Raw genomic sequence first — 22,420 nt, forward strand, 5'->3', positions numbered from 1 at the left:
CACGGGCCGTTTACTTCCAGCGCAGCCTTTCCACCTTGAAGCTGTCGTTCGGCGTGGGCTCCACGCCCAGGAGCTGGCTGTCGTGTACGACCACGGGCACGCCCCAGGCCAGGGTGGTGAACGGGACTTCCTCGGCCAGGATCTTCTGCACCGCGATATAGGACTTGGCGCGCGCGGCCTGGCTGGTGGCCACCCGCGCCTCGTCCAGCGCGGCATCGGCGCGCGCATTGCACCACTGGGCGAAGTTGTAGCCGTTCTTGGCCGCATCGCAGCTGGCCAGATTGCTGTAGAAGCCATCCGGGTCGAGCGCACCGCTCCAACCACTCAGCATGCTCGGCGCCTCGCCCGCGCGCGCCTTCTTCACCAGCTCCACCCATTCCACATTCACCAGGTTCAGCTTCACACCCAGCTTGGCCCAGTCGGCCTGGACCAGCTCGGCGCTCAGGCGGAAGTTCGGGTTGGTGCCGGAGCCGCCCGGGCGCACCCACATCTCGGCCTCGAAACCATTCGGATAACCGGCCTCGGCCAGCAGCTTGCGCGCGCGCGCAAAGTCGGGCGCGGCAGGCTTGACCGCCTCCACGCCCCACAGGCTGCGCGGCGAATAGGGTGTGGTGGCGACCTCGGCGCGGCCGTCGAACACGCTCTTCACAATGGCGGCGCGGTCGATGACCATGGCCAGTGCCTGGCGCACGCGCTTGTCGTCGAAGGGCTTCTTGCCGGCATTGAAGAACAGCTGGGCGCTGGACTGCACACGCAGTGGGGTGAGGGTGAACTTGGGCTTGCCCTCGAAGCGCGGCAGGTCCTGCGGCTTGATGTTGTCGGCCAGCTGGCATTCGCCGGCCAGCAGTTTCTGCGCACGTACGGCCGGGTCGCTCACGGTGGCGATGATCAGCTTGGGAATGGCCGGCTTCTGGCGCCAGTAGCGCGGGTTCGCCTCGTAGCGCGCCTGGGCGCCCTTGTCGAACTTGATCAGCTGGTAGGGCCCGGTGCCGATAGGCTGGCTACTGACCAGGCCCGGCGTGCCAGCACGCTCGAGCTGCTGGCCATATTCGGCCGACACCACGGCCAGGGCTGGGTGAGCAAAACGCTCCAGCAGGGGCGCATACGGCTTGTTCAGCGTCAGGCGCACCGTGTAGTCGTCAAGCTTTTCCACTGCCTTGAACAAATTCTTCCAGTCGCCCGAGTTGGCGTAGGGGAAGCCGGCCGGCGCAGCCTTGGCGCCCGGGTGGCTAGTGTCGATCTGGCGCTGCAGCGTCCATAGCACATCGTCGGCATTGAAGTCGCGGCTGGGCTTGAAGACCTCGCTGCGCTGCCATTTGACCCCGCGCCGCAGCGTGAAGGTGTAGCTGAGGCCATCGGGCGAGATGGTCCAGCGTTCGGCCAGGCTGGGACTGAACTTGAACGGGCCAGGCTCGTATTCGATCAGATTGTTGTACAGCTTGGCGGCCGAAGCCTGGTGGGTGGTGTTATTGGCGCTTTGGGCCGGGTCGAAGCCATCCGGGTCGGCATCGGCGCAGATCACCAAGGTTTTGGCGGCAAAGGCGCTGCTGCTGGCCAGGGCAAGGAAAAGCAGGGTAAGGCGCGGCATGGGGCTTCCTCATGGCGGCGGCGCAGGACTTGGCTACGCGGCGCGCGGGGTTTGATCGGACGATAAACCGGGGGGAATCAGCACCGTGGCGGTGCTGCGCGATCCAGGCGGATGCTGGCCTGTGGCGCGTCGGCTGTCCAGCCCTAGGGACATGCGCGTAGCCCGACTGCGGCCAGCGCGCTACGCGGTGCCGAGCGGCGCCTGCTGGGCGTCGCCCAATTCATCGGCAAAGGCGAAGCCCGCATGGTGGCTGGCCTTGACCTCATACATGGCCTTATCGGCGGCGCGCAGCAGCTGGGCCAGGCTCTGGCCGTGCTCGGGGTAGAGTGCCAGGCCCACGCTGCTGCCCACTTCCAGTGCGCGGCCATCCACGCTGATTGGCATGCCGATACGATCGATCAGGCGCACCGCGATATTGGACAGGATATTGCGCTCATACAGGCCATTGAGCAGCACCACGAATTCATCGCCGCCCAGGCGCGCCACCACATCGCCATCGCGCACCTGCTCGGCCAGACGGTGCGCAACCTCGATCAGCACCTTATCGCCGGCCTCATGGCCGTACTGGTCATTGATCGGCTTGAAGCGGTTCAGGTCGATCAGCAGCAGCGTGTGCTGGCCGCTCAACAGCAGGTTGTCGGCGCGCGCTTGCAGGCCGGCGCGGTTGTAGCTGCCGGTCAGCGGGTCGGTTTCTGCCGCGGCCGCCAGCACATGGGTGCGCGCGCGCAGCTCGCGGTTGCGTAGCTGCATCATGCGCACCCGGCTGCCCAGCGCCAGCGCAAAGATCACCACCTCCACCGCCGCACCGATCTGCAGGCCCAGTGCATGCACGAGCGGCATATTGATCAAGCCGCGGTTATGCGCAATCACCAGCAGCACGGTGATAAACAGACTGATCTGTCCGGCCAGATACCAGCGCGCAGGATGGTAGTGACGGCGCATGGCCAGGATGGCGGCGCTGACCATCAGCACCGTGCCCAGCGCGGCGATCAGCTCTGTGGCGCCTTGCGACCAGGCCGGGGCGCCCAGCAGGCCGGCAATCGGTGCGGCGGCGGCCAGTGCCACCAGCAGGTGGCTGAGCAGGTAGAGCTTGGGTGTGTAGCGACGCATATCGAGGAAATGGCGTCCGAACATCAGCCCGCTCAGCACCCAGAGCGGCGGCGCCAGGCTGTAGCACAGTTGGCTGAGCATGGGCGCATCGGGAAACAGATAGTGCGCGACATGGCCGTTGTAGCTGCTGACGCTGAGCAGGGCGAAGGCCACGGTCAGCACATACCAGCCATAGGCGCGGTCGCGAAATACCAGCAACAGCAAGAGGTTGTAGGCCAGCATGGCGGCCAGCACGCCGTAGCACAGGCCATCGAGCAACTGGCGGCGGTATTGCGTCTGGCTGTGCTGACCCAGCTCGACCAGCTTGGCCGTGTAGTAATGCGGCATGTCCGAGCGCAGGCGCAGATACAGCGTGTAACGGCCATCGGCGGGCAGGCGCAGCGGGATGGCGATATTTTCGGCACCGAGCGGGCGCTGGCTGAACGGGTAGTTGAAGCCGAAACGCAGCGGGGCCTGCAGCGCCGCACCACCGTCACGATAGGGGCCGAAGAAGCGCACATCGTGCAGCGCAATCGCCGGCAGGGTCAGCACCCAGGTCGGGCCGGCCTTGGCCTCGATATCGAAGCGCAGCCAGTACACGCGCGGGTCGTAGTTGAAGCGGATCTGCGCCGGGTAGTGGAACTGGCTGAGCGGCATGGCCCGCACGGCATCGATGTCGGCTTGTGCACTGCTATCGATGAATACGGCGGTCTTTCCCTCCGCCGATACGCCGTCCGGGCCTTCATGCAGCGTCAGCCAGCGTGGCTGGCTATCCGTGGCCGCGGCCTGCGCCGCGAGGGCAGGGGCAAGCAGCATCAGCAACAGGAGGAGGACACGCAGCACTGTGGGAGGAATCCGCAAGGAGGGCCGCCGGACGGTAGCGACGCTTCAGCCTAGTCGGCCTGCCTGCGCAGGGCAAGGCAGGTGCTTTATTCCAATGACATGTGCGTTTGCGCTACAACAAGGCGGCCTAGAACCACTCTGCATCGGGCAGCTTGGCGAACACCCGACGCAGGCCCTCGCCCCAGCCGCGGCGCAGCTTATTGAAATAGGGGTCATCGGCATCGATGCGGTGCGGCTCGGCTGGGGCGAAACTGTCGGCCGGGTAGAGCAGCATATCGATGGGCAGACCGACCGAGAGATTGCTGCGTATGGTCGAGTCGAAGGAGATCAGCGTGCATTTGGCCGCATCGTGCAGCGAGGTGTCGCGTGCGATCACCCGGTCGATGATGGGCTTGCCGTATTTCGATTCGCCGATCTGGAAATAGGGCGTGTCTTCGCCCGCCTCGATGAAATTGCCTTGCGGATACACATGAAACAGCCGCGTGCTCTCGCCGCGTATCTGCCCGCCCACGATGAAGTTGCCGCCGAAATCCACGCCCTGGCCGAGCGTAGCGCTGCTGCTATCGCGCGCCACCACTTCCTTGACGGTATTGCCGACAAGCACGGCCGCCTCGTACAGATTGGCCACATTGTGCAGATTGGCCACCTCGTGGGCCAGGCGCTGGCGCAGTAGGCTGATCACGCTCTGGGTGGTGGCCAGATTGCCGGCCGACAGCAGCACGATCAGCCGCTCGCCCGGCAACTCGAACACATGCATCTTGCGGTAGGTGGCGATATGGTCGACGCCGGCATTGGTGCGCGAGTCGGAGGCGAACAGCAGGCCGGCTTCCAGCCGCATGGCAACACAGTAGGTCATAGGCGAAGGCTTGAGAGGTGAAACGGCACCCGCCCGTTGCGGGAATGTCTGCGGTGAGTTTAGCGCGATACGGCGCCGACTTTGTGGTGACGAGCCCGCCGGCGCGACTTACTGATCGGCCTGGCTGGCGTGCACCACTTGCACCATGGCCTGCATCGCTTCGCCGCCGCCGCCGCTGCGTACGCCGCGCACCGGGCAGGCGTCGAGATAGTCGAGGCCGATGGCCAGCTTCACATGTCGGCCGGCGGCCAGGCACTGATTGCTGACATCGAAACCCAGCCAGCCGCCCTCTATCCAGACCTCGGCCCAGGCATGGCTGGCCACATGCTCGGTATCGGCGGCCAGATAGCCGCTGACATAGCGTGCCGGCACACCGAGCAGGCGCGCGCAGGCGGCAAACACCTGGGCATGGTCCTGGCAGACGCCACTGGCCTGGGCGAAGGCCTGGGCGGCCGGGGTGGCGACATCGGTGCTACCGGGCGTATAGGGCATGCGCTCGCCCAGCGCCGCCATCAGCGCCAGCAGGCCCTGGCGCGGTGTGCCTTGCACGGCATGGGCAAAATCCTGCACAAAGCGCTGCAGGCCTGCATCGGCCTGGGTCAGCAGCGAATCACGCAGGAAGAGCTGCGGCGGCAGGCGGTTGTCGGTTTCCGGCTCGGCCGGTGCATCGCTGGTTTCCACCACGCCATGCGCGCGCAGGTGGATTTCGCCATGCGGCTTGTCCAGGGTCAGTACATGCAGGGTATTGCCATAGGCGTCCAGGCCCTGGCTGGCGCGGGCCGGCAGGTCGAGCTGCCAGCTCAGCACGCGCTGGCGCGACGAACTGGTCGGGGTCAGGCGCAGGTATTGGGTGCTGCGCGTGACCGGGCTGTCGTAGCGGTAGTGGGTGTCGTGTTCGATGGCGAGGTGCATGCGGCTGGCCTTGGGCGTCGGTGTGGGGTGGGCGTGCTTAGAGCAGCAGCTGCCAGTAGGCGGTATCGATCCAGCGCCCCTGCTTGAAGCCGGTCTGCTCGAACAGGGCGGCCGGCTTGAAACCGAGCTTGGCATGCAATGCCTCGCTGGCCGGATTGGGCAGCGCGATGCCGCCGATCACCGTGTGCTTGCCGCTGGCACGCAATGCCCCGATCAGCGCGCTATATAGCTGGCGGCCCAGCCCCAGCCCGCGCGCGGCCTGGGCCAGGTAGACCGAGCTTTCCACCGAGTGGCGGTAGGCGGGGCGTACGCGCCATTTGCTTGCATAGGCGTAGCCGAGTAGCAGACCATCCTGCTCGGCCACCAGCCAGGGCAGCCCATCCTCGTGCACGGAAGCGATGCGGCTAGCCATCTCGGCCGTGCTGACCGGCTGCTCCTCGAAACTGATCACAGTCTCCTGCACATAGGGGTTGTAGATGGCGGCAATGGCGGCCGCGTCGTCCTGCGTGGCGTGACGGATGTGTACGGACATGGTTCAGGTCGCTTCCAGATAGGCTTCGCGCACCGCTTCGCTGATGCGTGCCGAGCGTTGCAGAAAACCGGTCAGCCATTCATGCAGGCCGAGCGCCAGGATCTCATCCACCGAGCCGTATTCGATCTGGATGGCCAATTTGCCGGCCAGCTTCTTCACATCGCGCCCGGCATCTTGCGCGCCGATGCCAGCCTCGATCTGCGGCAGGATGGCGCGGATTTCGTCGCAGCAGGCACGCAGGCTGCGCGGCACATCGGGGCGCAGGATCAAGAGTTCGGTTACACGCCGGCCATCCAGTGCATCGCGGTAGGCGGCGTGGTAGGCCTCGAAGGCGGACAGCGAGCGCAGCAGTGCGCTCCAGGCGTAGAAGTCGGGTGCGCTCTCGGCCGGCGCATCTACCGGCATCAGGCTGGGCTGGGCCGGGGCAATCAGCTGCGATTTCACATCGAGCAGGCGGGCGGTGTTGTCGGCGCGTTCGATAAAGGTGCCCAGGCGGATAAAGCAGTAGGCATCATTGCGCTGCAGCGTGCCATAGGTGGCGCCGCGGAACAGGTGCGAGCGCTCCTTCACCCAGTCGAAAAAGGCCGACACGCTGGGAATGCCGCGCTTGGGCATTTCCTTGGCTTCCAGCCAGGTGGCATTGATCGCCTCCCACATCTCGCTGGTGATCTGGCCGCGCACCGCATGGGCGTTTTCGCGCGCGAACTTCAGGCAGCTGAGCACCGAGGTCGGGTTGTCGAGATCGAGCGCCATGAAGTTGAACAGCTGTTCGGCCGCTAGCTTGTCGTGCTTGGCATGGTAGGCATCCAGGCTGCCGGTGACCGCCAGTGGCGCGGCCAGCTCGGTGGTGGCGCCGCGCGACTGCGGCAGCAGTGACAGCGAGTGGGTCACATCGAGCATGCGCACCAGGTTCTCGGCGCGCTCCAGATAGCGGCTCATCCAATACAGCTGCGAAGCGGTACGCGACAGCATTCAGGCCTCACTTTCGGCGCCGGGCAGCGGGTTCAGGCTGCGCTCGATCAATAGCTTGTAATAGAGGGCGGTTGGGCGAAGGCGGCCGTCCGGGCTGGCGGCGTAGTCAGGAATCTCGCCCACCCGCGTGTAGCCAAGCGACTGGTAAAGCGCCTCGGCGCCCGAGCCGGCTTCGGTATCCAGGAAAAGCAGCCCGCGTTCGAGCTTGCGCGCCTTGCCCTCCAGCGCTGCCATCAGCAAGCTGGCAATGCCTTGGCCGCGCCAGTCGGCATGCACCATCAGCTTGCACACCTCGGCACGGTTGCGCCCATTGGCACGTGGGCAGGGCGAGAGCTGCACGGTGCCGACCAGCTGACCGGCCACACGGGCCACCCAGAGCCATTCCCCGTCCGGCAGGCCTGCGCAGACCGCCTGCCAGTAGGCTTGGGCTTCGCCCTGGGCGAGCGGGGCCAAAAAGCCGATACTCGCGCCGTGCGCGACGGTGTGCACAAGCAGCTCGGCCAGCTCCGCCACCAGCGCCGGTGCCTCGCTGGCGTCGACCAGCGTGATCTCCAATGCCAAGGGGGCATTCATGCCTGCCCCTCCAGAATCCAGGTGTCCTTGGTGCCGCCGCCCTGTGAGGAATTCACCACCAGCGAGCCCTGCTTGAGTGCCACCCGGGTCAGGCCGCCGGCCACCATGCTGATCTCACGCCCGCTGAGCACAAAGGGGCGTAGGTCGATATGGCGCGGCGCGATGCCGCTATCCACAAAGGTTGGGCAGCTCGACAGGCATAGCGTGGGCTGGGCGATGTAATTGCTCGGATTGGCGCGCACCCGTTCTCTGAAATCGGCTACCTCGGCCGCGGTGGAGGCCGGCCCGACCAGCATGCCGTAGCCGCCCGCGCCGTGCACTTCCTTGACCACCAGATCGGCCATATGGGTCAGTACATGGTCGAGGTCCTCGGGCTTGCGGCATTGCCAAGTTGGTACGTTATGCAGAATCGGCTCTTCGCCCAGGTAGAAGCGGATCATGTCGGGCACATAGGGGTAGATGGACTTGTCATCGGCCACTCCGGTACCGATCGCATTGGCCAGAATCACATTGCCCCGCTTGTACACCGACAAGAGGCCGGGCACGCCGAGCATGGAGTCGGCGCGGAAGGCGAGCGGGTCGAGAAACGCATCGTCGATGCGCCGGTAGATCACGTCCACCCGCTGCGGGCCGACCGTGGTGCGCATATACAGATAGTCGTCTTTCACGAACAGGTCCTGGCCTTCGACCAGTTCCACCCCCATCTGCTGGGCCAGAAACGCATGTTCGAAGTAGGCCGAGTTGAACGGGCCGGGCGTCAGCACCACCACCGTGGGGTTATCGGCCGTGCTGGCGTGGCGCAGCGTGTTCAAGAGCAGGGTCGGGTAGTGGGCGACCGGGGCCACCTGGTAGCGCGCGAACAGCTCGGGGAAGAGCCGCATCATCATCTTGCGGTTCTCGAGCATATAGCTGACGCCCGAGGGCACGCGCAGATTGTCTTCCAGCACGTAATAGCCGCCATCGCTGTGGCGGATCAGATCGACGCCGGTGATGTGCGCATAGATGCCATGCGGCAGATCGAGGCCCTGCATGGCCGGCTGGTACTGCGCATTGGCAAACACCTGCTCGGCCGGCATCAGCCCGGCCTTGATGATCTCGTGCTCGTGATAGATGTCCCACAGGAAACGGTTCAGCGCGGTTACCCGCTGGCGCAGGCCGGCTTCCAGCATCTGCCACTCGCTGCTCGGCACGATGCGCGGCACGGTATCAAACGGAATCAACCGCTCGGCACCGGCCTCATCGCCATACACGGCGAAGGTGATGCCGACCTTGTGAAATAAGAGATCCGCCTCGGCACGCTTCTTGGCCAGCGCCTCGGGCGTTTGGGCATGCAGCCAGCTGGCAAACGGCTGGTAATGCGGTCGTATCGCACCGCTTTGCAGCAGCATTTCGTCGTAATGACCGTTGGCGGGGAGGGTGAGGGCGTGCATGGGGGCTCCCGGGTGTTTGCATCAGCCTAATGCAAGGGCTGTGCCGGTGCCAGTAAGGCCTTAGCGAACAAGTACTTGGCGTATGGCGCCATTGACGCCAAACAAGTATTGCACCGATTTGGTGCGCAACCCCCCAGGCTTCGCAGCGAGCGGGCGCTACCCTGGGGCAAGGGGGCGCCGCAAACCACCGAGCATGCCCCAGGGCGTGCGGGTTGCCCGTTATTTGGCGCCGGCGGTGGCTAGACTGGATGCCGGGTTGAGCGGATACAGGCGGCGTACGGTGAAGAAGCAGGCCAGGGCAATCGCCGCATACAGGCTGGCCAATGGCACCAGGCTATCGAGCGGCAGCAGGCTGGCCAGGGCGGTGATTAGGCCGGCGCAGACCATCAGTGTGCAGCCGAGTACCGAGCTGGACAGACCGGCCAGCTGGGGAAAGCGCGCCACGCCACGCCCCATCAGGTTCGGGTAGATCACGCCGGCCAGGAAGGTCAGCAGCAGCGAGGGCAGCAGTAATTCCCACAGGCCCAGCGGCCGGCTCAACGCCAGCAACAGCATGGCTGGGCCGATCAGCGCGCTGGCGGTAGCGGCGGCGCGGCACAGGCTGGCTGGGGCAATACGCCCGGCATTGATGCGATTGGAAAACACGCCGAGGAAGTAAGCCGCCCCCATGCTGAGCGCCACATTGCCGAAGAACACCGGGCTCTTGCCCAGGACCTCCTGCACCATGAAGGGCGCGCAGATATTGAAGGTGAGCAGCAGCGCGTAGCACAGGCCCATGGTGATGAAACAGAGCTGGAACTCGCGGTCGGACAGGATGTGTGCGGTATTGCGCACCAGCAGCTCACGCTTGAGCGGAATGGCCTGCGGCAGCGATTCGCGGTAGCCAAAGCCAATCAGGCCGAACAGCAGCACACCATAGCCAAACAGGAAGTACAGGCTGCTCTGCCAGCCGAAGCCGACCTGCAGTTGCGCCCCGATGACCGGTGCGACGATGGGCCCCAGTCCCCAGGCAATCACCATATAGGTCATGGTATTGGTCAGTTGCGGGCCCTTGAAGTTATCGGTGGCGATGGCCTTCATCACCACCGAGGCGGTGGTGATGCCCAGGCCCTGCAGCACGCGGCCGGCGATGAACCAATCGAGGCTGCCGGCCAGGATGGCCACCACGCTGCCGAACAGATACAGGGCGATACCGCCCAGCAAGGCCGGCTTGCGCCCGATGGCATCGCAGAGCGGGCCATAGATGATCTGCCCGAGCGCGAAGGCGATCATATAGGCCGACACGCTGAGCTGGATTTCCTTGCGCCCGACCTCAAAGGCGCGCGCCATCTCGGGCAGGGCGGTCACATAGATATCGATGGCCATCTGGCCGATCGGCGCCAGCAGAATGATCAGCCAGAGCAGGAAAAGTGGTGAGTTGGTGGGCCGTGCGCTGGCGGGCGTGGCTGAAGCGGTACTGGCCTTATCGCTTGGCGCGGTGTGCTTGGTCTGTCTGTCGGATTCCGTCTTAGCGGTCCGGTTGTGGATATCGTGCATGGCTACTTCCTCGTCCGGTATCAGCGTCGAAACAGCTGATTGATTTTTATGAAAATGATTTTGTGGCGTACTATTTATTGGCGAATAGTAGGCGCAGCCGCTATGGGGCGCAAGATGGGCAGGCAAGGCGTGGTGTTTAAGCGGCAGCTTGTGAGCGAGAAGAGTCGAATCGCCGAGCTTTAATACGGCTATGCCACTTGGCCTGTGCGCTGTAGTTCGGGAATGAGGTGTTGCGGGGCGCTGTGTGCGAGTGATTGATGAATCGGCGTATGATTTTGCTCAATATCATCTTGGTACAAGATCATGCTGAGTAAATATGAGGCCCTGCTCGGGCAGACGGTGCACTACCCCGCGATCTCGCCGGACCGGATCCGCTTGATCATTGAGCTGGTGAATGTGGTTGGGCGGCTGACCCAGCAGTGCACGGCCAATCTGGCGCAGTTCCAGCTGCCGGAAGGGCAGTTCATCACACTCTTGCTGCTGCGCCATTTCGGTCAGCTCAAGCCCTCCGAGCTGGCCGATAAGGCCGGTCTGACCCGCTCCGGCATCACTACCGTGCTGGATGGTCTCGAGGATCGCGATCTGATCCGTCGCCATCATCAGCAGGATGATAGACGTTCCTGGCATATCGAGATCACCGCGGCCGGCAATGCGGTGCTCGACGAGCTGCTGCCCGGCCATCTGGAGTGGTTATCGCGGCTGACCGCCAAGTTTGACGAGGTGGATGCGCAGAACCTGCAGGTTCTACTGATCAAGTTGTCGGCAGACTAGGGCCTGCAGAGGCTGGCAGTCGCCGCGTGCGTACTCAGCCAAAGAACTCGCGCAGCAGGAAGGCTTCCAGCTCGGCATTGTCTTCCAGCCGGGCCGAAAGCACGATCACGCGGTTCTGGCGGTGTGATTCCCAGTTGAAATCGCCGCTGTAATGGGTGCGGATCAGCGCGATCATGCGCTGGACCATGGCGCGCTCGATATCGCCGCCCGGTGGGACCGATACCTCGAATAGCTGGCTGCGTGCGCGGCTGCTGTCCTGACCGCTCCAGCCTTTGAACATGAATTGCGCGCTCAGTGTACCCTTGCTGACGATCTGGAAAATGCCATTGGTGCCCGGTTTTTGCAGATTGCGCTGAATATTCGCCATGCGCCGCTCGGCATCGGACATGGGTGGTGAGGCTTCGCCGCTGGCCGCGCGCTGGGCGGCCGCACGGCGCTCGCGCATCTGCTGCATATAGCTGCTCAGGTCCGTGGTCTGGGGCACGCTCAGGTCCAGGGCGGGCGTTGGCGGCGCTTCGGGCGCCGGCAGGGTGATCGGCGGTGGCGGTGCGGGCAGGTCGATATCCGGCTGGGGCTGTTCGGTCGGTTTAGGTGGCTTGGGGCGGATGGCCCGTGGTGCTGCGGGCTGCTCGGTCACTTCCGCCTCGCTGGGCTGGGCGGCAGGTTCCTCATCCAGCAGGCTGATTTCCAGCGGCTTGCTGGACGCCGGCAGCGCATCGGCCGGCATGCCGCTCGATTCGGTATTGGCGCGCAACAGCCACAACAGCACCGCATGCAGCAGCACGGTCAGCAGCAGGCCGAGCAAGGTCTTGCGCTGGATGCGGATCTCCACATCCTGGTCGCGCCATTCGCGCCGCTGCCAATACAGGCTGGTGGCGTGCAGCTGGGTCTCGTTGGGCAGACGTTCGGGCGCGGACAAGGCGGGCTTTGCGGGGCTAGGAATGCGGGTTCAGATAGTAGCCTTGCCGGCAAGGTTCACGCACGGCGAAATTTGTATCTGAGTATTGCGGCGGATGGCGCCTCAGGCCGATTCACGGATGACCAGTTCGGCTGGCAGGCGGCGTTCGAAATAGGGGCGGCGCGCGTTGAAGTAATCGTCCGGCAGGCTCAGGCATTCGATGGCCGCGCGGCCCAGGCGCGCCACATCCTGGCGCGCGGTGGTCAGGGCCGGGTGCAGATATTCGCTGAAGCTCAGATCGTCATGCCCACAGACCAGCAGATCGCGTCCTGGCTCCAGGCCGTGTTCACGCATTGCGCGCATGGCGCCCAGTGCAAGCCGGTCTGTGGCACAGACCAGCGCGCCGATCTGCGCCTCGCGCCAGCTCCCCTCGGCCAGCCACTGGCCCACATATTTATGCGCATAGGCCTCAAAGCGCCAAGTGTGCTCTTCCTCGGCCACCGGCACCACGCAAGGGGGGAGTCCGGCCGCGCGCAGGGCATCCAGATAGCTTTCCAGCCGCTCGGGGCGCGAAGGAAAGGCGATATGGGGCGCCCCCAGATAGGCCGGTTTGCGCCCACGTGCCAGGCAGTGCTCGACCAAGAGGCGGATGCTCTGGTGATTGTCGTTCAGCACATGGTGGCAGGCCGGGGTCAGATAGGTATCGAAATGCACGATGCGCATTTCGCGCGCCAAGCTATCCAGCAGGGCGGCATTCTGCATCGAATCGACAACCGTGATGATGATGCCGGCTACCTTCATCGCCTTCAGGGCCAGCAGTGCGGCGGCTTCGCGCGCCGGGTCGTTGGCCGAGCTCTGGATCAGCAGCTGCAGCCCCTGCGTGGCGGCTTCCTGTTCCAGCGTTTGCAGCACGGCGGCGAAATAAGGCTCGCTGATCACCGGCAGCACCACCCCGATCAGATTGGAACGCCCCTTGACCAGGCTGACCGCATGCGGATCGGGCGAGTACTGCAGCGTACGGCAGGCAGCTTCTATGCGTTCGCGCGTGGCTGGCTTGAGCGAGGCGCCGCCATTGAAAAACTTGGACACCGTGACACGCGACACTCCGGCTGCATCGGCCACGTCCTGCATGGTGGCGGGGCCGTGGCGTGGTGCGCTGCTGGGCAGATCGGCGGGAAGATCACTCATGGCATGCAGCCTAATTTTTACGTGTAAACATTTTATTCCGCCAAACGGCGCGGAGTTTTTGCTCGAATCTAGGCTGATTCTGCCCGATATCCCCTGTATTTGAAAGGATTTGGCTTGGCTGGTCGAACTTAGAGTAGATACTTGAAATCGGAAATTTACACGTGTATATTTTGTTGCGTCGATAGCGTGCTGCTCAGATCCCCGTCTTGCCGCTGTCGATCGCATCTCACCCAAACATAAAGAGGAAACAGCATCATGCGCATCGCTTCGTCCGCCTTGATCGTGGCCGCCGCCCTGGCTGGTTTCACCGCTCCCGCATTGGCCGCCAAACCGCTGAAGGCAATCGGTGTGACGGTGGGCGATCTGGCCAATCCCTTCTTTGTCGCCATTGGCCGTGGCACCGAAGATGCCGCCAAGAAGATTGCCGGCAATGGGGTCAAGGTCACCACGGTGTCCAGCAAGTACGATCTGAACACCCAGGTCGGGCAGATCGAGAACTTCATCGCCAATAAGGTGGACATGATCGTAGTCAATGCCGCCGATCCCAAAGGCATTGCCCCGGCCATCAAGAAGGCACGCGATGCCGGCATCGTGGTGCTGGCGGTGGATGTGGGGGCGGATGGAGCCGATATCACCGTGATGTCGGACAACACCATGGCTGGTGCCGAATCGTGCAAATACATGGCCCAGAAGATAGGTGGCAAGGGCAATGTGGTGATCGTCAACGGCCCGCCAGTGACCTCGGTGATCGACCGCGTGAACGGTTGCAAGAAGGTGCTGGCCGGCTTTCCCGGCATCAAGCTGCTGAGCGAGAACCAGGACGCAAAGGGCAGCCGCGACGGTGGCATGGAAGTGATGGCCAATCTGCTGACCGCCAATCCGAAGATTGACGCGGTGTTCACCATCAACGACCCGACCGGCATCGGCGCCGAGCTGGCCATCCGCCAAGCCGGGCGCAAGGATGTGAAGCTGATCGCCTCGGTGGACGGTGCGCCGGATGCCGAGACCGTGCTGAAGAACAAGAACGCGTTGTTCGCCGTCTCCACGGCCCAGAACCCGTACAAGATGGCTACCACGGCCGTGCAGATGGGCTATGCGCTGATGAATGGCAAGAAGCCGGCCCAGGCCATGGTTCTGCTGCCCACCCCACCGGTGACCAAGGAAAACATCGCCAGCTACCAGGGTTGGACCCGCAACTAAGCCTCCCTGCACCCCGGCCAGCGCGGCGTCTGCCGTGCGGCCGTGGCGCGCTGCGATGAGAAGGAGATGACCATGGGCCAACTGGTGCTCGAAATGCGCGGCATACGCAAACGCTTTGGCGCCACGCAGGCGCTGGCCGGCGTGGACCTGCAGGTCCATAGCCATGCGGTGCTGGCCCTGATGGGCGAGAACGGCGCCGGCAAAAGCACGCTGATGAAGGTGCTGTCCGGTGTGTACCAGCCGGATGAGGGGGAGATCCTCATCGACGGCCAGCGTGCACAGATCGACGGTCCGGCCGCAGCGCGTGCGGCCGGCATCAACCTCATCTACCAGGAACTGTCGGTAGCGCCCAATCTGAGCGTGGCCGAGAACATCTTCCTCGGTGCCGAGCCGACGCTGAGTTTCGGCCGTATCGACCGGCGAGCCATGCGCGCGCGCACCGCCGAGGTGCTGCACAGGCTGGGCGCCCGCTTCAGCCCTGATACCCCGGCAGCCCGGCTGTCGATTGCCGACCAGCAGCAGGTGGAAATCGCCCGCGCGCTCATTCATCGCAGCCGCGTGCTGATCATGGATGAGCCGACCGCGGCGCTGTCCGACCGCGAAACCGAGCGGCTGTTCGAGGTCATCACGCAATTGCGCAGCGAGGGCATTGCCATCGTCTATATCAGTCATCGCATGGCCGAGGTCGAACGCCTGGCTGACCGGGTGGCCGTGCTGCGCGATGGCGCCTATGTGGGCCAGATGTCACGCGCCGAGGCCACGCCCGACAAGGTGATCCAGATGATGGTCGGTCGTCCGCTCGGGGATTTCTACCAACATGGCCGCGAACGTCGCCAGGGGCCGGTGCGCTTGGAGGTCGAGCAGCTGGCCAGTTCCCATATCCGCCCCGCCAGCTTCAAGCTGCATGGCGGCGAGGTGCTGGGCCTGGCTGGCCTGGTGGGGGCGGGGCGCACTGAGCTAGCGCGGCTGATCTTCGGTGCCGATGCGCGCCAGCAGGGTGAGATCCGCGTGGATGGCAAGCCGGTGAAGATTGCTCAGCCGCTGGACGCCATCCGCCTCGGCATCGGCTATCTGCCAGAGGACCGCAAGGGCCAGGGCCTGTTCCTGCAGTTGTCGGCCATGGCCAATATCAGCATGAATGTGCTGCCCCAACATGCACGCGCCGGGGTGGTCAATCAGCGTGCGCTGCTTGAACTGAGCGAGCAGGCGATCACGCGGCTGCAGGTCAAGGTGCCGGGCGCGCGTGGCATCGTCGGCGGGCTGTCGGGCGGCAATCAGCAGAAGATCCTGCTGGCGCGCTGGCTGGCCATCAAGCCGCGCATCCTGATCCTGGATGAGCCAACCCGTGGCGTGGATGTGGGCGCCAAGGCCGAGATCTACAAGATCATCCATGAGCTGGCCGAGGCGGGTGTGGCGGTGCTGGTGATCTCCAGCGAGCTGCCTGAGATCGTCGGCCTGTGTGACCGCGTGCTGGTGATGCGTGAACGGGCCATCAGCGGCGAGCTGAGCGGCGCCGCCATCACCCAGGAAAACATCATGGGTCTTGCCACCCATCTGGCCGCGGCCTAGACGCCGCCTTGTTGATGGCGTGCAGGCCCCGGGCCGGCAGCGCCACTTTGGAGACCTATCATGCAGAGCAATCCTGTCACCTTCGGGGCTACACCCATGCACAGCCAGACCGAGCGCGCGCCACTCAGCGCCGCTGCCATCTTCAGCCGGGCTGGCATGCTGCCGGTGCTGATCCTGTTCTATTTCGGCTTTTATTTCCTGACCCTGTATTTCAGCGCGGATGGCACGTCCAATTTCATGACGCTGGACAACAGCATGAACATCCTGCGCCAGACCTCGATCAATCTGGTGCTCGCCTCGGGCATGACCTTCGTCATCTTGACCGCGGGCATCGATCTCTCGGTCGGTTCGGTGCTGGCGGTGGCGGCGGTGCTCGGCATGATCACCTCGCTGCCGGCCAACTTCCCGAACGCGGCCCTGCCGGTCTTCCTGCTGGCCGGGCTGGCCTGTGGTCTGCTGAACGGCATGCTGGTGGCCTGGTTCAAGATCAACCCCTTCGTGGTCACCCTGGGCACCATGACCGCCCTGCGCGGTGCGGCCTATCTGTTTGCCGACGGCACCTCGGTGCTGAATATGGATATCCCGAGCTTTGAATGGCTGGGCAATGGCGACTTCCTCGGCCTGCCCTGGTTGGTGTGGGTGGCGGCCGGCGTGGTCGGCCTGAGCTGGTTCATCCTGCGCAAAACCACCCTGGGCCTGCATATCTATGCGGTAGGCGGCAATCCACAAGCGGCCAGGCTGACCGGCATCAAGGTCGGCACGGTGCTGCTATTCGTCTATGCCATCAGCGGCCTGTTCGCCGGTGTGGGCGGCGCCATGAGCGCCTCACGCCTGTATGGTGCGAATGGCAACTGGGGCAGTGGCTACGAGCTGGACGCGATTGCCGCGGTGGTGCTGGGCGGCACCAGCCTGATGGGCGGCGTGGGCAGCATCTTCGGGACGGTGATTGGTGCGCTGATCATCGGGGTGATGAATAACGGCCTGACCATCCTGGGCGTGTCCTCTTTCTGGCAATACGTGGCCAAGGGCGCGGTCATCGTGCTGGCCGTGCTGCTGGACAAATGGCGCCAGCAACAGCAGGCGCAAAACTGATGGCAGCGCGTGAACTACCGATCTTTGTCGCTGCCGGCGAAGCGCTGACTGATCTGGTGCGCACCGGCCCGGATAGCTGGCGCAGCCTGGTAGGTGGTGCCACCTGGAATGTGGCGCGGGTGATGGCGAAATTGGGTCTGCCCAGCGCGTTTGCCGGCGCGATCAGCCGTGACTGCTTTGGTCAGGATCTCTACCAGGCCAGCGAAGCGGCCGGACTCGACCTGCGCTTCCTGCAGCGCTGCGCTGCCTCACCCCTGCTGGCCGTCGTGCATGAGCTGCACCCGCCCAAGTATTTCTTCGTCGGCGATAACAGCGCCGATCTGCACTTCGCGCCGGATGAGTTGCCCGAAGGCTGGATGCAGGCGGCGCGCTGGGTGCATTTCTGCGGGATTAGCCTCGCGCGCGAGCCGCTGGCGGGCAAGCTGCTGGGGCTGGCCGGGCAGCTCAAACTGGCGGGGGTCAAGATCAGCTATGACCCGAATTTCCGCGCCGTGATGGACGCACGCTACGACAGCACGCTGCGCACCATGGCTGGCCTGGCCGACTTGATCAAGGTGTCGGATGAGGACCTGCTTGGTCTGTTTCGCAGCGAGGATGTCGACGTGAGCTTCCAGCGACTGCGGGCGCTGAATCCGGCGGCGGCTGTGCTGTACACGCGCGGTGCGGCAGGCGCCTCGCTGCACCTGGGCGAACTGGCTTGGCAGGCTGTGCCGCCCGAGATTGCGGTGGTCGACAGCGTGGGGGCGGGCGATGCGAGTGCCGGCGGCTTGCTGTACAGCCTGATCACCCAACCCGAGCGTGGCTGGAAGGAGCACCTGCGCTTCTCGGTGGCGGCCGGTGCCGGTGCCTGCCTGAGCGCGGGTGCGAGTCCGCCTGATCTTGATACCGTGGCCATGCTGTATGCGCGCACCCAGGCCAGCGCGCTGAGCTAGGGCGCTGGCTTGCCGGCGCGGGCAGTAAAAAAGCCACGCAGTGCGTGGCTTTTTGCTGTCTGGCAAAAGTTGGTTTACAGCTGCATCGACTTGATCTCATAGAACTCGTGGATGCCGAAGTCGCCCCATTCACGACCATTGCCCGACTGCTTGTAGCCGCCCAGTGGCGCGTCGTAATTGAAGTCGCCACCATTGATATACACGCCGCCGGTGCGAATCTGCCGCGCGATGCGGATCGCTTCTTCCTGGGTGCCGGCCCAGACTGCGCCGGACAGGCCATAAATGCTGTCATTGGCGATCTCGATTGCCTCGGCCACATCGCGGTAGGGAATCAAGCAGATCACCGGGCCAAAGATCTCTTCCTGAGCAATGGTCATCTTGTTATGCACATCGCGGAAGATGGTCGGCTGCACATAGGCGCCCTTGTCGAGGCCCGCCGGGCGCGCCAGACCGCCAGTCAATAGCTTGGCGCCCTCGTCCAGGCCCTTCTGGATATAGGCGAGTACGGTGTCGCGCTGGCCCATCGAGCTCATCGGGCCGACGAAGCTGTCCTTGTCCATCGGGTCGCCCACCTTCAGACTCTCGGTCACCCGTTTGGCGATGGCGGCAGCCTCCTCGTACTGGCTGGCCGGCACCAGGATGCGCGTGGTGGCAATACAGGTCTGGCCCGAGTTGATCATCACGTCTTTGATGCCCGAGGTCAGCGCCTTCTCCAGCGGCGCGTCGGCGGTGATGATAAAGGCCGATTTGCCACCCAGTTCGAGGCAAACGCGCTTGATGCTATCGGCCGCCAGGCGCTGGATGCGTTTGCCAGTGGCCGTGGAGCCGGTGAAGGACACCATATCGGCTTCCGGGTGGGTGACCATGGCGTCGCCTAGCACGCCGCCGCGGCCGGTGATCAGATTGAATACCCCCTTGGGTAAACCGATCTCTTCCACCGCCTCGGCAAAGATCAGGTCCTGCAGCGGGGTGACGGACGAGGGCTTGAGCACCATGGTGCAGCCGGTGGCCAGGGCCGGAGCGACCTTGCCGATCAGCTGGTAGAGCGGGTAGTTCCACGGGGTGATGAAGGCGCATACGCCAACCGGCTCGCGCACGATCAGCGAACTGCCGGCGCGCACTTCCTTTTCCATCTCGTACGCGCGCTCGGCGAACTTCTCGAAGGCTTTCACGCAGTTGACCTGGATGATCTTGGCGATTTCCAGCGGACAGCCCATGGACTGGGTAATGGCCAGTGCGAGCTGATCCTTACGTTTTTCCAGCGCCGCATGCAGCTTGCGTATCCATTCGGCGCGCTCGGCTGCCGTGGTCTGCGACCAGGCCGGGAAGGCGGCGCGCGCGGCAGCGAAGGCGGCATTCACATCGTCGAGGTCGGCATTGCAGACCTCGGCAAAGGCTTCCTCGGTGGCCGGATTGACCACGGTGGTGTAGCCACTACCGTGCGGCGCGACCCAGGCGCCATTGATGAACAGTTTGTCGAAGCGTTGCATATGCGCTCTCCAGCGAGGGTTCTTGAGAAGACTGACGGCGGGCCGCCAGCTAGGCTTGCAATAGGGAAGCAGTAAGCAGGTATCAGAAACTGGGTGCGGCGTTCGGGCTGACCAGGCTGGCGCTGACGATTTCCGCTTCCTGCTGGCTGAGGTTGCGGAAACGGTGCGGCAGGGTGGAATCGAAGTAATAGCCTTCACCGGGCTTGAGCACGCGGCTTTGCTCGGCCACAGTCAATTCGATCTCGCCGCGCACTACCATGCCCACCTCCTGGCCGGCATGGCTGAGCATCTCGGCGCCGGTATCGGCGCCGGCTTCATAGATTTCGCGCAACATGGTGATATGGCGATTCTGCACGCCATGCCCCACCAGGAAGAGCTGCACGCCTTCGCCGCCGATATCCGGCATCTGCTCGCGTTCAAAAAACGGCGAAGGGCGGGCGGGTTCCTCTATATCAAAGGTAAAGAACTCCGCCAGGCTCATCGGCACGCCATCGAGCACCTTCTTCAGCGAGGAGATCGACGGGCTGACCCGGTTCTGCTCGATCAGCGAGATGGTGCTATTGGTCACCCCGGCGCGCTTGGCTAGCTCGCGTTGCGATAGCGCGTGCTTCTCGCGAACCAGCTTGAGCCGGGTGCTGACTTCCAGTGACATGGCATCTTCCTTGCTAATCGAGTGTTGAGGGTGTCCAAAATAGTGAACACTCTGTGGTGGGAAATTATACGGCCTTTGCGCATCTGACAAGCGCCGTATTGACGCAAAGTCATTGATAATAGGCTTATTGCGGCGCACAACCGATCTTGCTTGTGCTGGGTTCTAGCGGCGGTGTTTAATATATTGGACATTGCACTGCGGCGTTGCGTTGAGAATGTTTGACGCACCAAGGCAGGGATGAACGGTGCCACGAGCACCCATATAAAACGGAGACAACAGCATGCTGATCGGCGTACCCAAGGAAATAAAGAACCATGAGTACCGCGTGGGTTTGACACCCGCCGGCGTCAAGGAACTCAAGCGCAACGGCCACGATATCCTGGTGCAAACCCAGGCTGGCAGCGCGATTGGCTTCCCCGATGAGCAATACATTGCTGCCGGGGCGCAGATCGTGAGCGCAGCCGAAGAAATCTTCAAGCGCGCCGAGATGATCATCAAGGTCAAGGAGCCTCAGCCCGCCGAGTGCGCGATGCTGCGCCCAGGCCAGATTCTGTATACCTATCTGCATCTGGCGCCGGATCCTGAGCAGACAGCGGCGCTGATCAAGTCGGGCTGCGTGGCGATTGCCTATGAAACCGTCACCGATGCGCGCGGCGGCCTGCCGCTGCTGGCGCCGATGTCGGAAGTGGCTGGTCGCATGGCCATCCAGGCTGCGGCGCGTGCGCTGGAAAAATCGGCCGGTGGCTCGGGCGTGCTGCTGGGCGGCGTGCCCGGCGTGGCACCGGGTCATGTAACCGTGATCGGCGGCGGGGTGGTGGGTACCCATGCGGCGCGCATGGCGGCAGGCCTGGGCGCCGAAGTCACCATTCTGGATCGCTCGCTGCCGCGCCTGAAGGAGATCGATGAAACCTTCGGCGGCCGTATCAAGACCCTGTACTCGACCCAGGATGCGATCGAGAGCGAACTCAAGCAGGCCGATGCCGTGATCGGCGCAGTGCTGATTCCCGGCGCTGCCGCCCCCAAGCTGGTCAGCCGCGATATGCTCCGCCTGATGAAGCCCGGCTCGGTGCTGGTGGATGTGGCGATTGACCAGGGCGGCTGCTTCGAAACCTCCAAGGCCACCACCCATCAGGACCCGACCTATGTGGTGGAAGGCGTGACCCACTACTGCGTGGCGAATATGCCGGGTGGTGTGGCGCGCACCTCCACCATCGCGCTGACCAATGCCACGCTCGTGCACGCGGTCGCAATTGCCAACAAAGGCTGGCAGCAGGCGCTGCGCGATGACGCGCATCTGAAGAACGGTCTGAATGTCTGTCAGGGCAAGCTGACCTATGCCGCCGTGGCGCGCGACCTCGGTTATGACTATGTGGCGCCGGACAGCCTGTTGGGCTAGTGCGCTGTAAAACGCATCTGATTAATTGGTAGCACCGCACCCCATGGCCTCGCGGCTTGGGTGCATCTTGAAACAAGAGGGCAGTAAGGCATGAAACGCAAACCGCTGGTCGCACTGGTGGCCGATCGCAAGCAGCTGGGCCTGCATCCTTTCCACTGTGTGGGCGAGAAATACATTAGTGCGGTGGTGGGCGGCGCAGACTGCCTGGCCATGCTGGTACCGGCGCTGGGGGAGCAGCAGGATTTCGAGTCCATCCTCGATCTGGTCGACGGCTTCCTGTTCACCGGCAGCGTGTCCATGGTCGACCCGCAGCTGTACAACGGGCCCACGCTGCCTGAAGGGCAGAATCTGGATACCGCCCGTGACAAAACCGCCATGCCCTTGATGAAGGCGGCCATTGCCCGCGGCATCCCGGTGTTTGCCATTTGTCGCGGCTTCCAGGAAATGAATGTGGTGTTTGGCGGCTCGCTGCTGCAAAAAGTGCATGAAACGCCAGGCATGATGGACCACCGCGAGGACAGCGACGCCACGCTGGAGGTCCAGTACGGCCCGGCCCATCCGGTGCAGTTCAGCGCCGGCGGCCTGATTCAACGCACCAGCGGCCTGGGCGAATACCAGGTCAATTCGATTCATAACCAGGGTGTCGAGCGTCTGGGGGCGGGCCTCATGGCCGAAGCCACCGCGCCGGATGGCCTGGTTGAGGCGTTCTCGGTCAAGGACGCCCAAGCCTTTGCGCTTGCGGTGCAGTGGCACCCAGAGTGGCAATACGCCAGCAACCCGTTGTCCGCGAGCCTGTTCAAGGCTTTTGGCGACGATTGTCGGCGCTACCAAGCAAGCCGCTAGCCGTGCCCCTGCACGGCTAAGGGAAATGTCGGAAAGCGACGAGGAATCCGCCTCGCCG

20 protein-coding genes are annotated in these 22,420 nt (G+C 63.9%); 7 read left to right on the forward strand and 13 right to left on the reverse strand.

Features of this window, described 5'->3' with window-relative positions; genetic code table 11:
- Positions 1-10 precede the first annotated feature (10 nt).
- From BT173_RS10380 to BT173_RS10420, 9 genes are all read right to left on the reverse strand, one after another.
- The gene (locus tag BT173_RS10380; RefSeq protein WP_072428577.1) at positions 11-1,588 is read right to left on the reverse strand and encodes an ABC transporter substrate-binding protein; all 1,578 of its coding nucleotides are present in this window, start codon (positions 1,586-1,588) and stop codon (positions 11-13) included.
- Between the two features lie 180 nt (positions 1,589-1,768).
- The gene (locus tag BT173_RS10385; RefSeq protein ID WP_175545587.1) at positions 1,769-3,493 is read right to left on the reverse strand and encodes a diguanylate cyclase; all 1,725 of its coding nucleotides are present in this window, start codon (positions 3,491-3,493) and stop codon (positions 1,769-1,771) included.
- A 154-nt stretch (positions 3,494-3,647) separates the two neighbouring features.
- Positions 3,648-4,376: a proteasome-type protease gene (locus tag BT173_RS10390; protein ID WP_072428579.1), complete on the reverse strand. Its 729-nt coding sequence runs from the start codon at positions 4,374-4,376 to the stop codon at positions 3,648-3,650.
- 108 nt (positions 4,377-4,484) lie between these two features.
- Positions 4,485-5,288: a transglutaminase family protein gene (locus BT173_RS10395; protein WP_072428580.1), complete on the reverse strand. Its 804-nt coding sequence runs from the start codon at positions 5,286-5,288 to the stop codon at positions 4,485-4,487.
- 37 nt (positions 5,289-5,325) lie between these two features.
- Positions 5,326-5,820, reverse strand: coding sequence for an arsinothricin resistance N-acetyltransferase ArsN1 family B (locus BT173_RS10400; protein WP_072428581.1), 495 nt, complete (start codon positions 5,818-5,820; stop codon positions 5,326-5,328).
- Positions 5,821-5,823: 3 nt separating this feature from the next.
- Positions 5,824-6,792, reverse strand: a complete 969-nt coding sequence (locus BT173_RS10405) for an alpha-E domain-containing protein (RefSeq protein WP_072428582.1) — start codon at positions 6,790-6,792, stop codon at positions 5,824-5,826.
- Entirely contained in the window at positions 6,793-7,365 is a 573-nt protein-coding gene (locus BT173_RS10410) for a GNAT family N-acetyltransferase (RefSeq protein WP_084658415.1), read from the reverse strand.
- Entirely contained in the window at positions 7,362-8,795 is a 1,434-nt protein-coding gene (locus tag BT173_RS10415; protein ID WP_072428583.1) for a circularly permuted type 2 ATP-grasp protein, read from the reverse strand. The genes BT173_RS10410 and BT173_RS10415 overlap by 4 nt, the downstream gene beginning before the upstream one ends.
- A 219-nt stretch (positions 8,796-9,014) precedes the next feature.
- Positions 9,015-10,331 carry a multidrug effflux MFS transporter gene (locus tag BT173_RS10420; protein ID WP_072428584.1) on the reverse strand — a complete coding sequence of 439 codons (1,317 nt, stop codon included), beginning with the start codon at positions 10,329-10,331 and terminating at the stop codon, positions 9,015-9,017.
- Between the two features lie 303 nt (positions 10,332-10,634).
- On the opposite strand from BT173_RS10420, the gene BT173_RS10425 reads away from it, so the two are divergent.
- Entirely contained in the window at positions 10,635-11,102 is a 468-nt protein-coding gene (locus BT173_RS10425; protein WP_072428585.1) for a MarR family winged helix-turn-helix transcriptional regulator, read from the forward strand.
- A gap of 34 nt (positions 11,103-11,136) precedes the next feature.
- Here the strand turns inward: BT173_RS10425 and BT173_RS10430 are convergent, their stop codons facing one another.
- The gene (locus BT173_RS10430) at positions 11,137-12,021 is read right to left on the reverse strand and encodes a hypothetical protein (RefSeq protein WP_084658417.1); all 885 of its coding nucleotides are present in this window, start codon (positions 12,019-12,021) and stop codon (positions 11,137-11,139) included.
- Between the two features lie 102 nt (positions 12,022-12,123).
- A complete protein-coding gene (locus BT173_RS10435) occupies positions 12,124-13,188 on the reverse strand; it encodes a LacI family DNA-binding transcriptional regulator (protein ID WP_072428586.1) in 1,065 nt (354 codons plus the stop codon).
- Between the two features lie 255 nt (positions 13,189-13,443).
- Between BT173_RS10435 and BT173_RS10440 the strand changes: the two genes are divergently transcribed.
- The 4 genes from BT173_RS10440 (at position 13,444) to BT173_RS10455 (ending at position 17,981) form a co-directional block, all read left to right on the forward strand.
- Positions 13,444-14,388, forward strand: coding sequence for an ABC transporter substrate-binding protein (locus BT173_RS10440; protein WP_072428587.1), 945 nt, complete (start codon positions 13,444-13,446; stop codon positions 14,386-14,388).
- A gap of 72 nt (positions 14,389-14,460) precedes the next feature.
- A complete protein-coding gene (locus BT173_RS10445) occupies positions 14,461-15,957 on the forward strand; it encodes a sugar ABC transporter ATP-binding protein (RefSeq protein ID WP_072428643.1) in 1,497 nt (498 codons plus the stop codon).
- Between the two features lie 60 nt (positions 15,958-16,017).
- Positions 16,018-17,049 (forward strand): ABC transporter permease subunit, encoded by a 1,032-nt coding sequence (locus tag BT173_RS10450; RefSeq protein ID WP_308417576.1) that lies wholly within the window; start codon positions 16,018-16,020, stop codon positions 17,047-17,049.
- Positions 17,049-17,981 (forward strand): carbohydrate kinase family protein, encoded by a 933-nt coding sequence (locus tag BT173_RS10455; protein WP_084658421.1) that lies wholly within the window; start codon positions 17,049-17,051, stop codon positions 17,979-17,981. Before BT173_RS10450 ends, BT173_RS10455 begins: the two co-directional genes overlap by 1 nt.
- A gap of 74 nt (positions 17,982-18,055) precedes the next feature.
- Here BT173_RS10455 and BT173_RS10460 read toward each other — a convergent pair whose 3' ends face one another.
- On the reverse strand, positions 18,056-19,471 hold the full coding sequence (locus BT173_RS10460) for an aldehyde dehydrogenase family protein (RefSeq protein WP_072428590.1): 1,416 nt from the start codon (positions 19,469-19,471) through the stop codon (positions 18,056-18,058).
- 82 nt (positions 19,472-19,553) lie between these two features.
- Complete coding sequence (locus BT173_RS10465; protein WP_139256119.1) at positions 19,554-20,123, reverse strand: cupin domain-containing protein; 570 nt, start codon at positions 20,121-20,123, stop codon at positions 19,554-19,556.
- 280 nt (positions 20,124-20,403) lie between these two features.
- Here BT173_RS10465 and ald point away from each other — a divergent pair, with 280 nt between their 5' ends.
- Both ald and BT173_RS10475 read left to right on the forward strand, forming a co-directional pair.
- A complete protein-coding gene (gene ald / locus BT173_RS10470) occupies positions 20,404-21,519 on the forward strand; it encodes an alanine dehydrogenase (protein ID WP_072428591.1) in 1,116 nt (371 codons plus the stop codon).
- Between the two features lie 90 nt (positions 21,520-21,609).
- Positions 21,610-22,362: a gamma-glutamyl-gamma-aminobutyrate hydrolase family protein gene (locus tag BT173_RS10475; RefSeq protein ID WP_072428592.1), complete on the forward strand. Its 753-nt coding sequence runs from the start codon at positions 21,610-21,612 to the stop codon at positions 22,360-22,362.
- The last annotated feature ends 58 nt before the right edge of the window (positions 22,363-22,420 follow it).

It is taken from the genome of Chitinimonas taiwanensis DSM 18899 (assembly GCF_900119825.1).
Taxonomy (GTDB): Bacteria; Pseudomonadota; Gammaproteobacteria; order Burkholderiales; family Chitinimonadaceae; genus Chitinimonas; species Chitinimonas taiwanensis.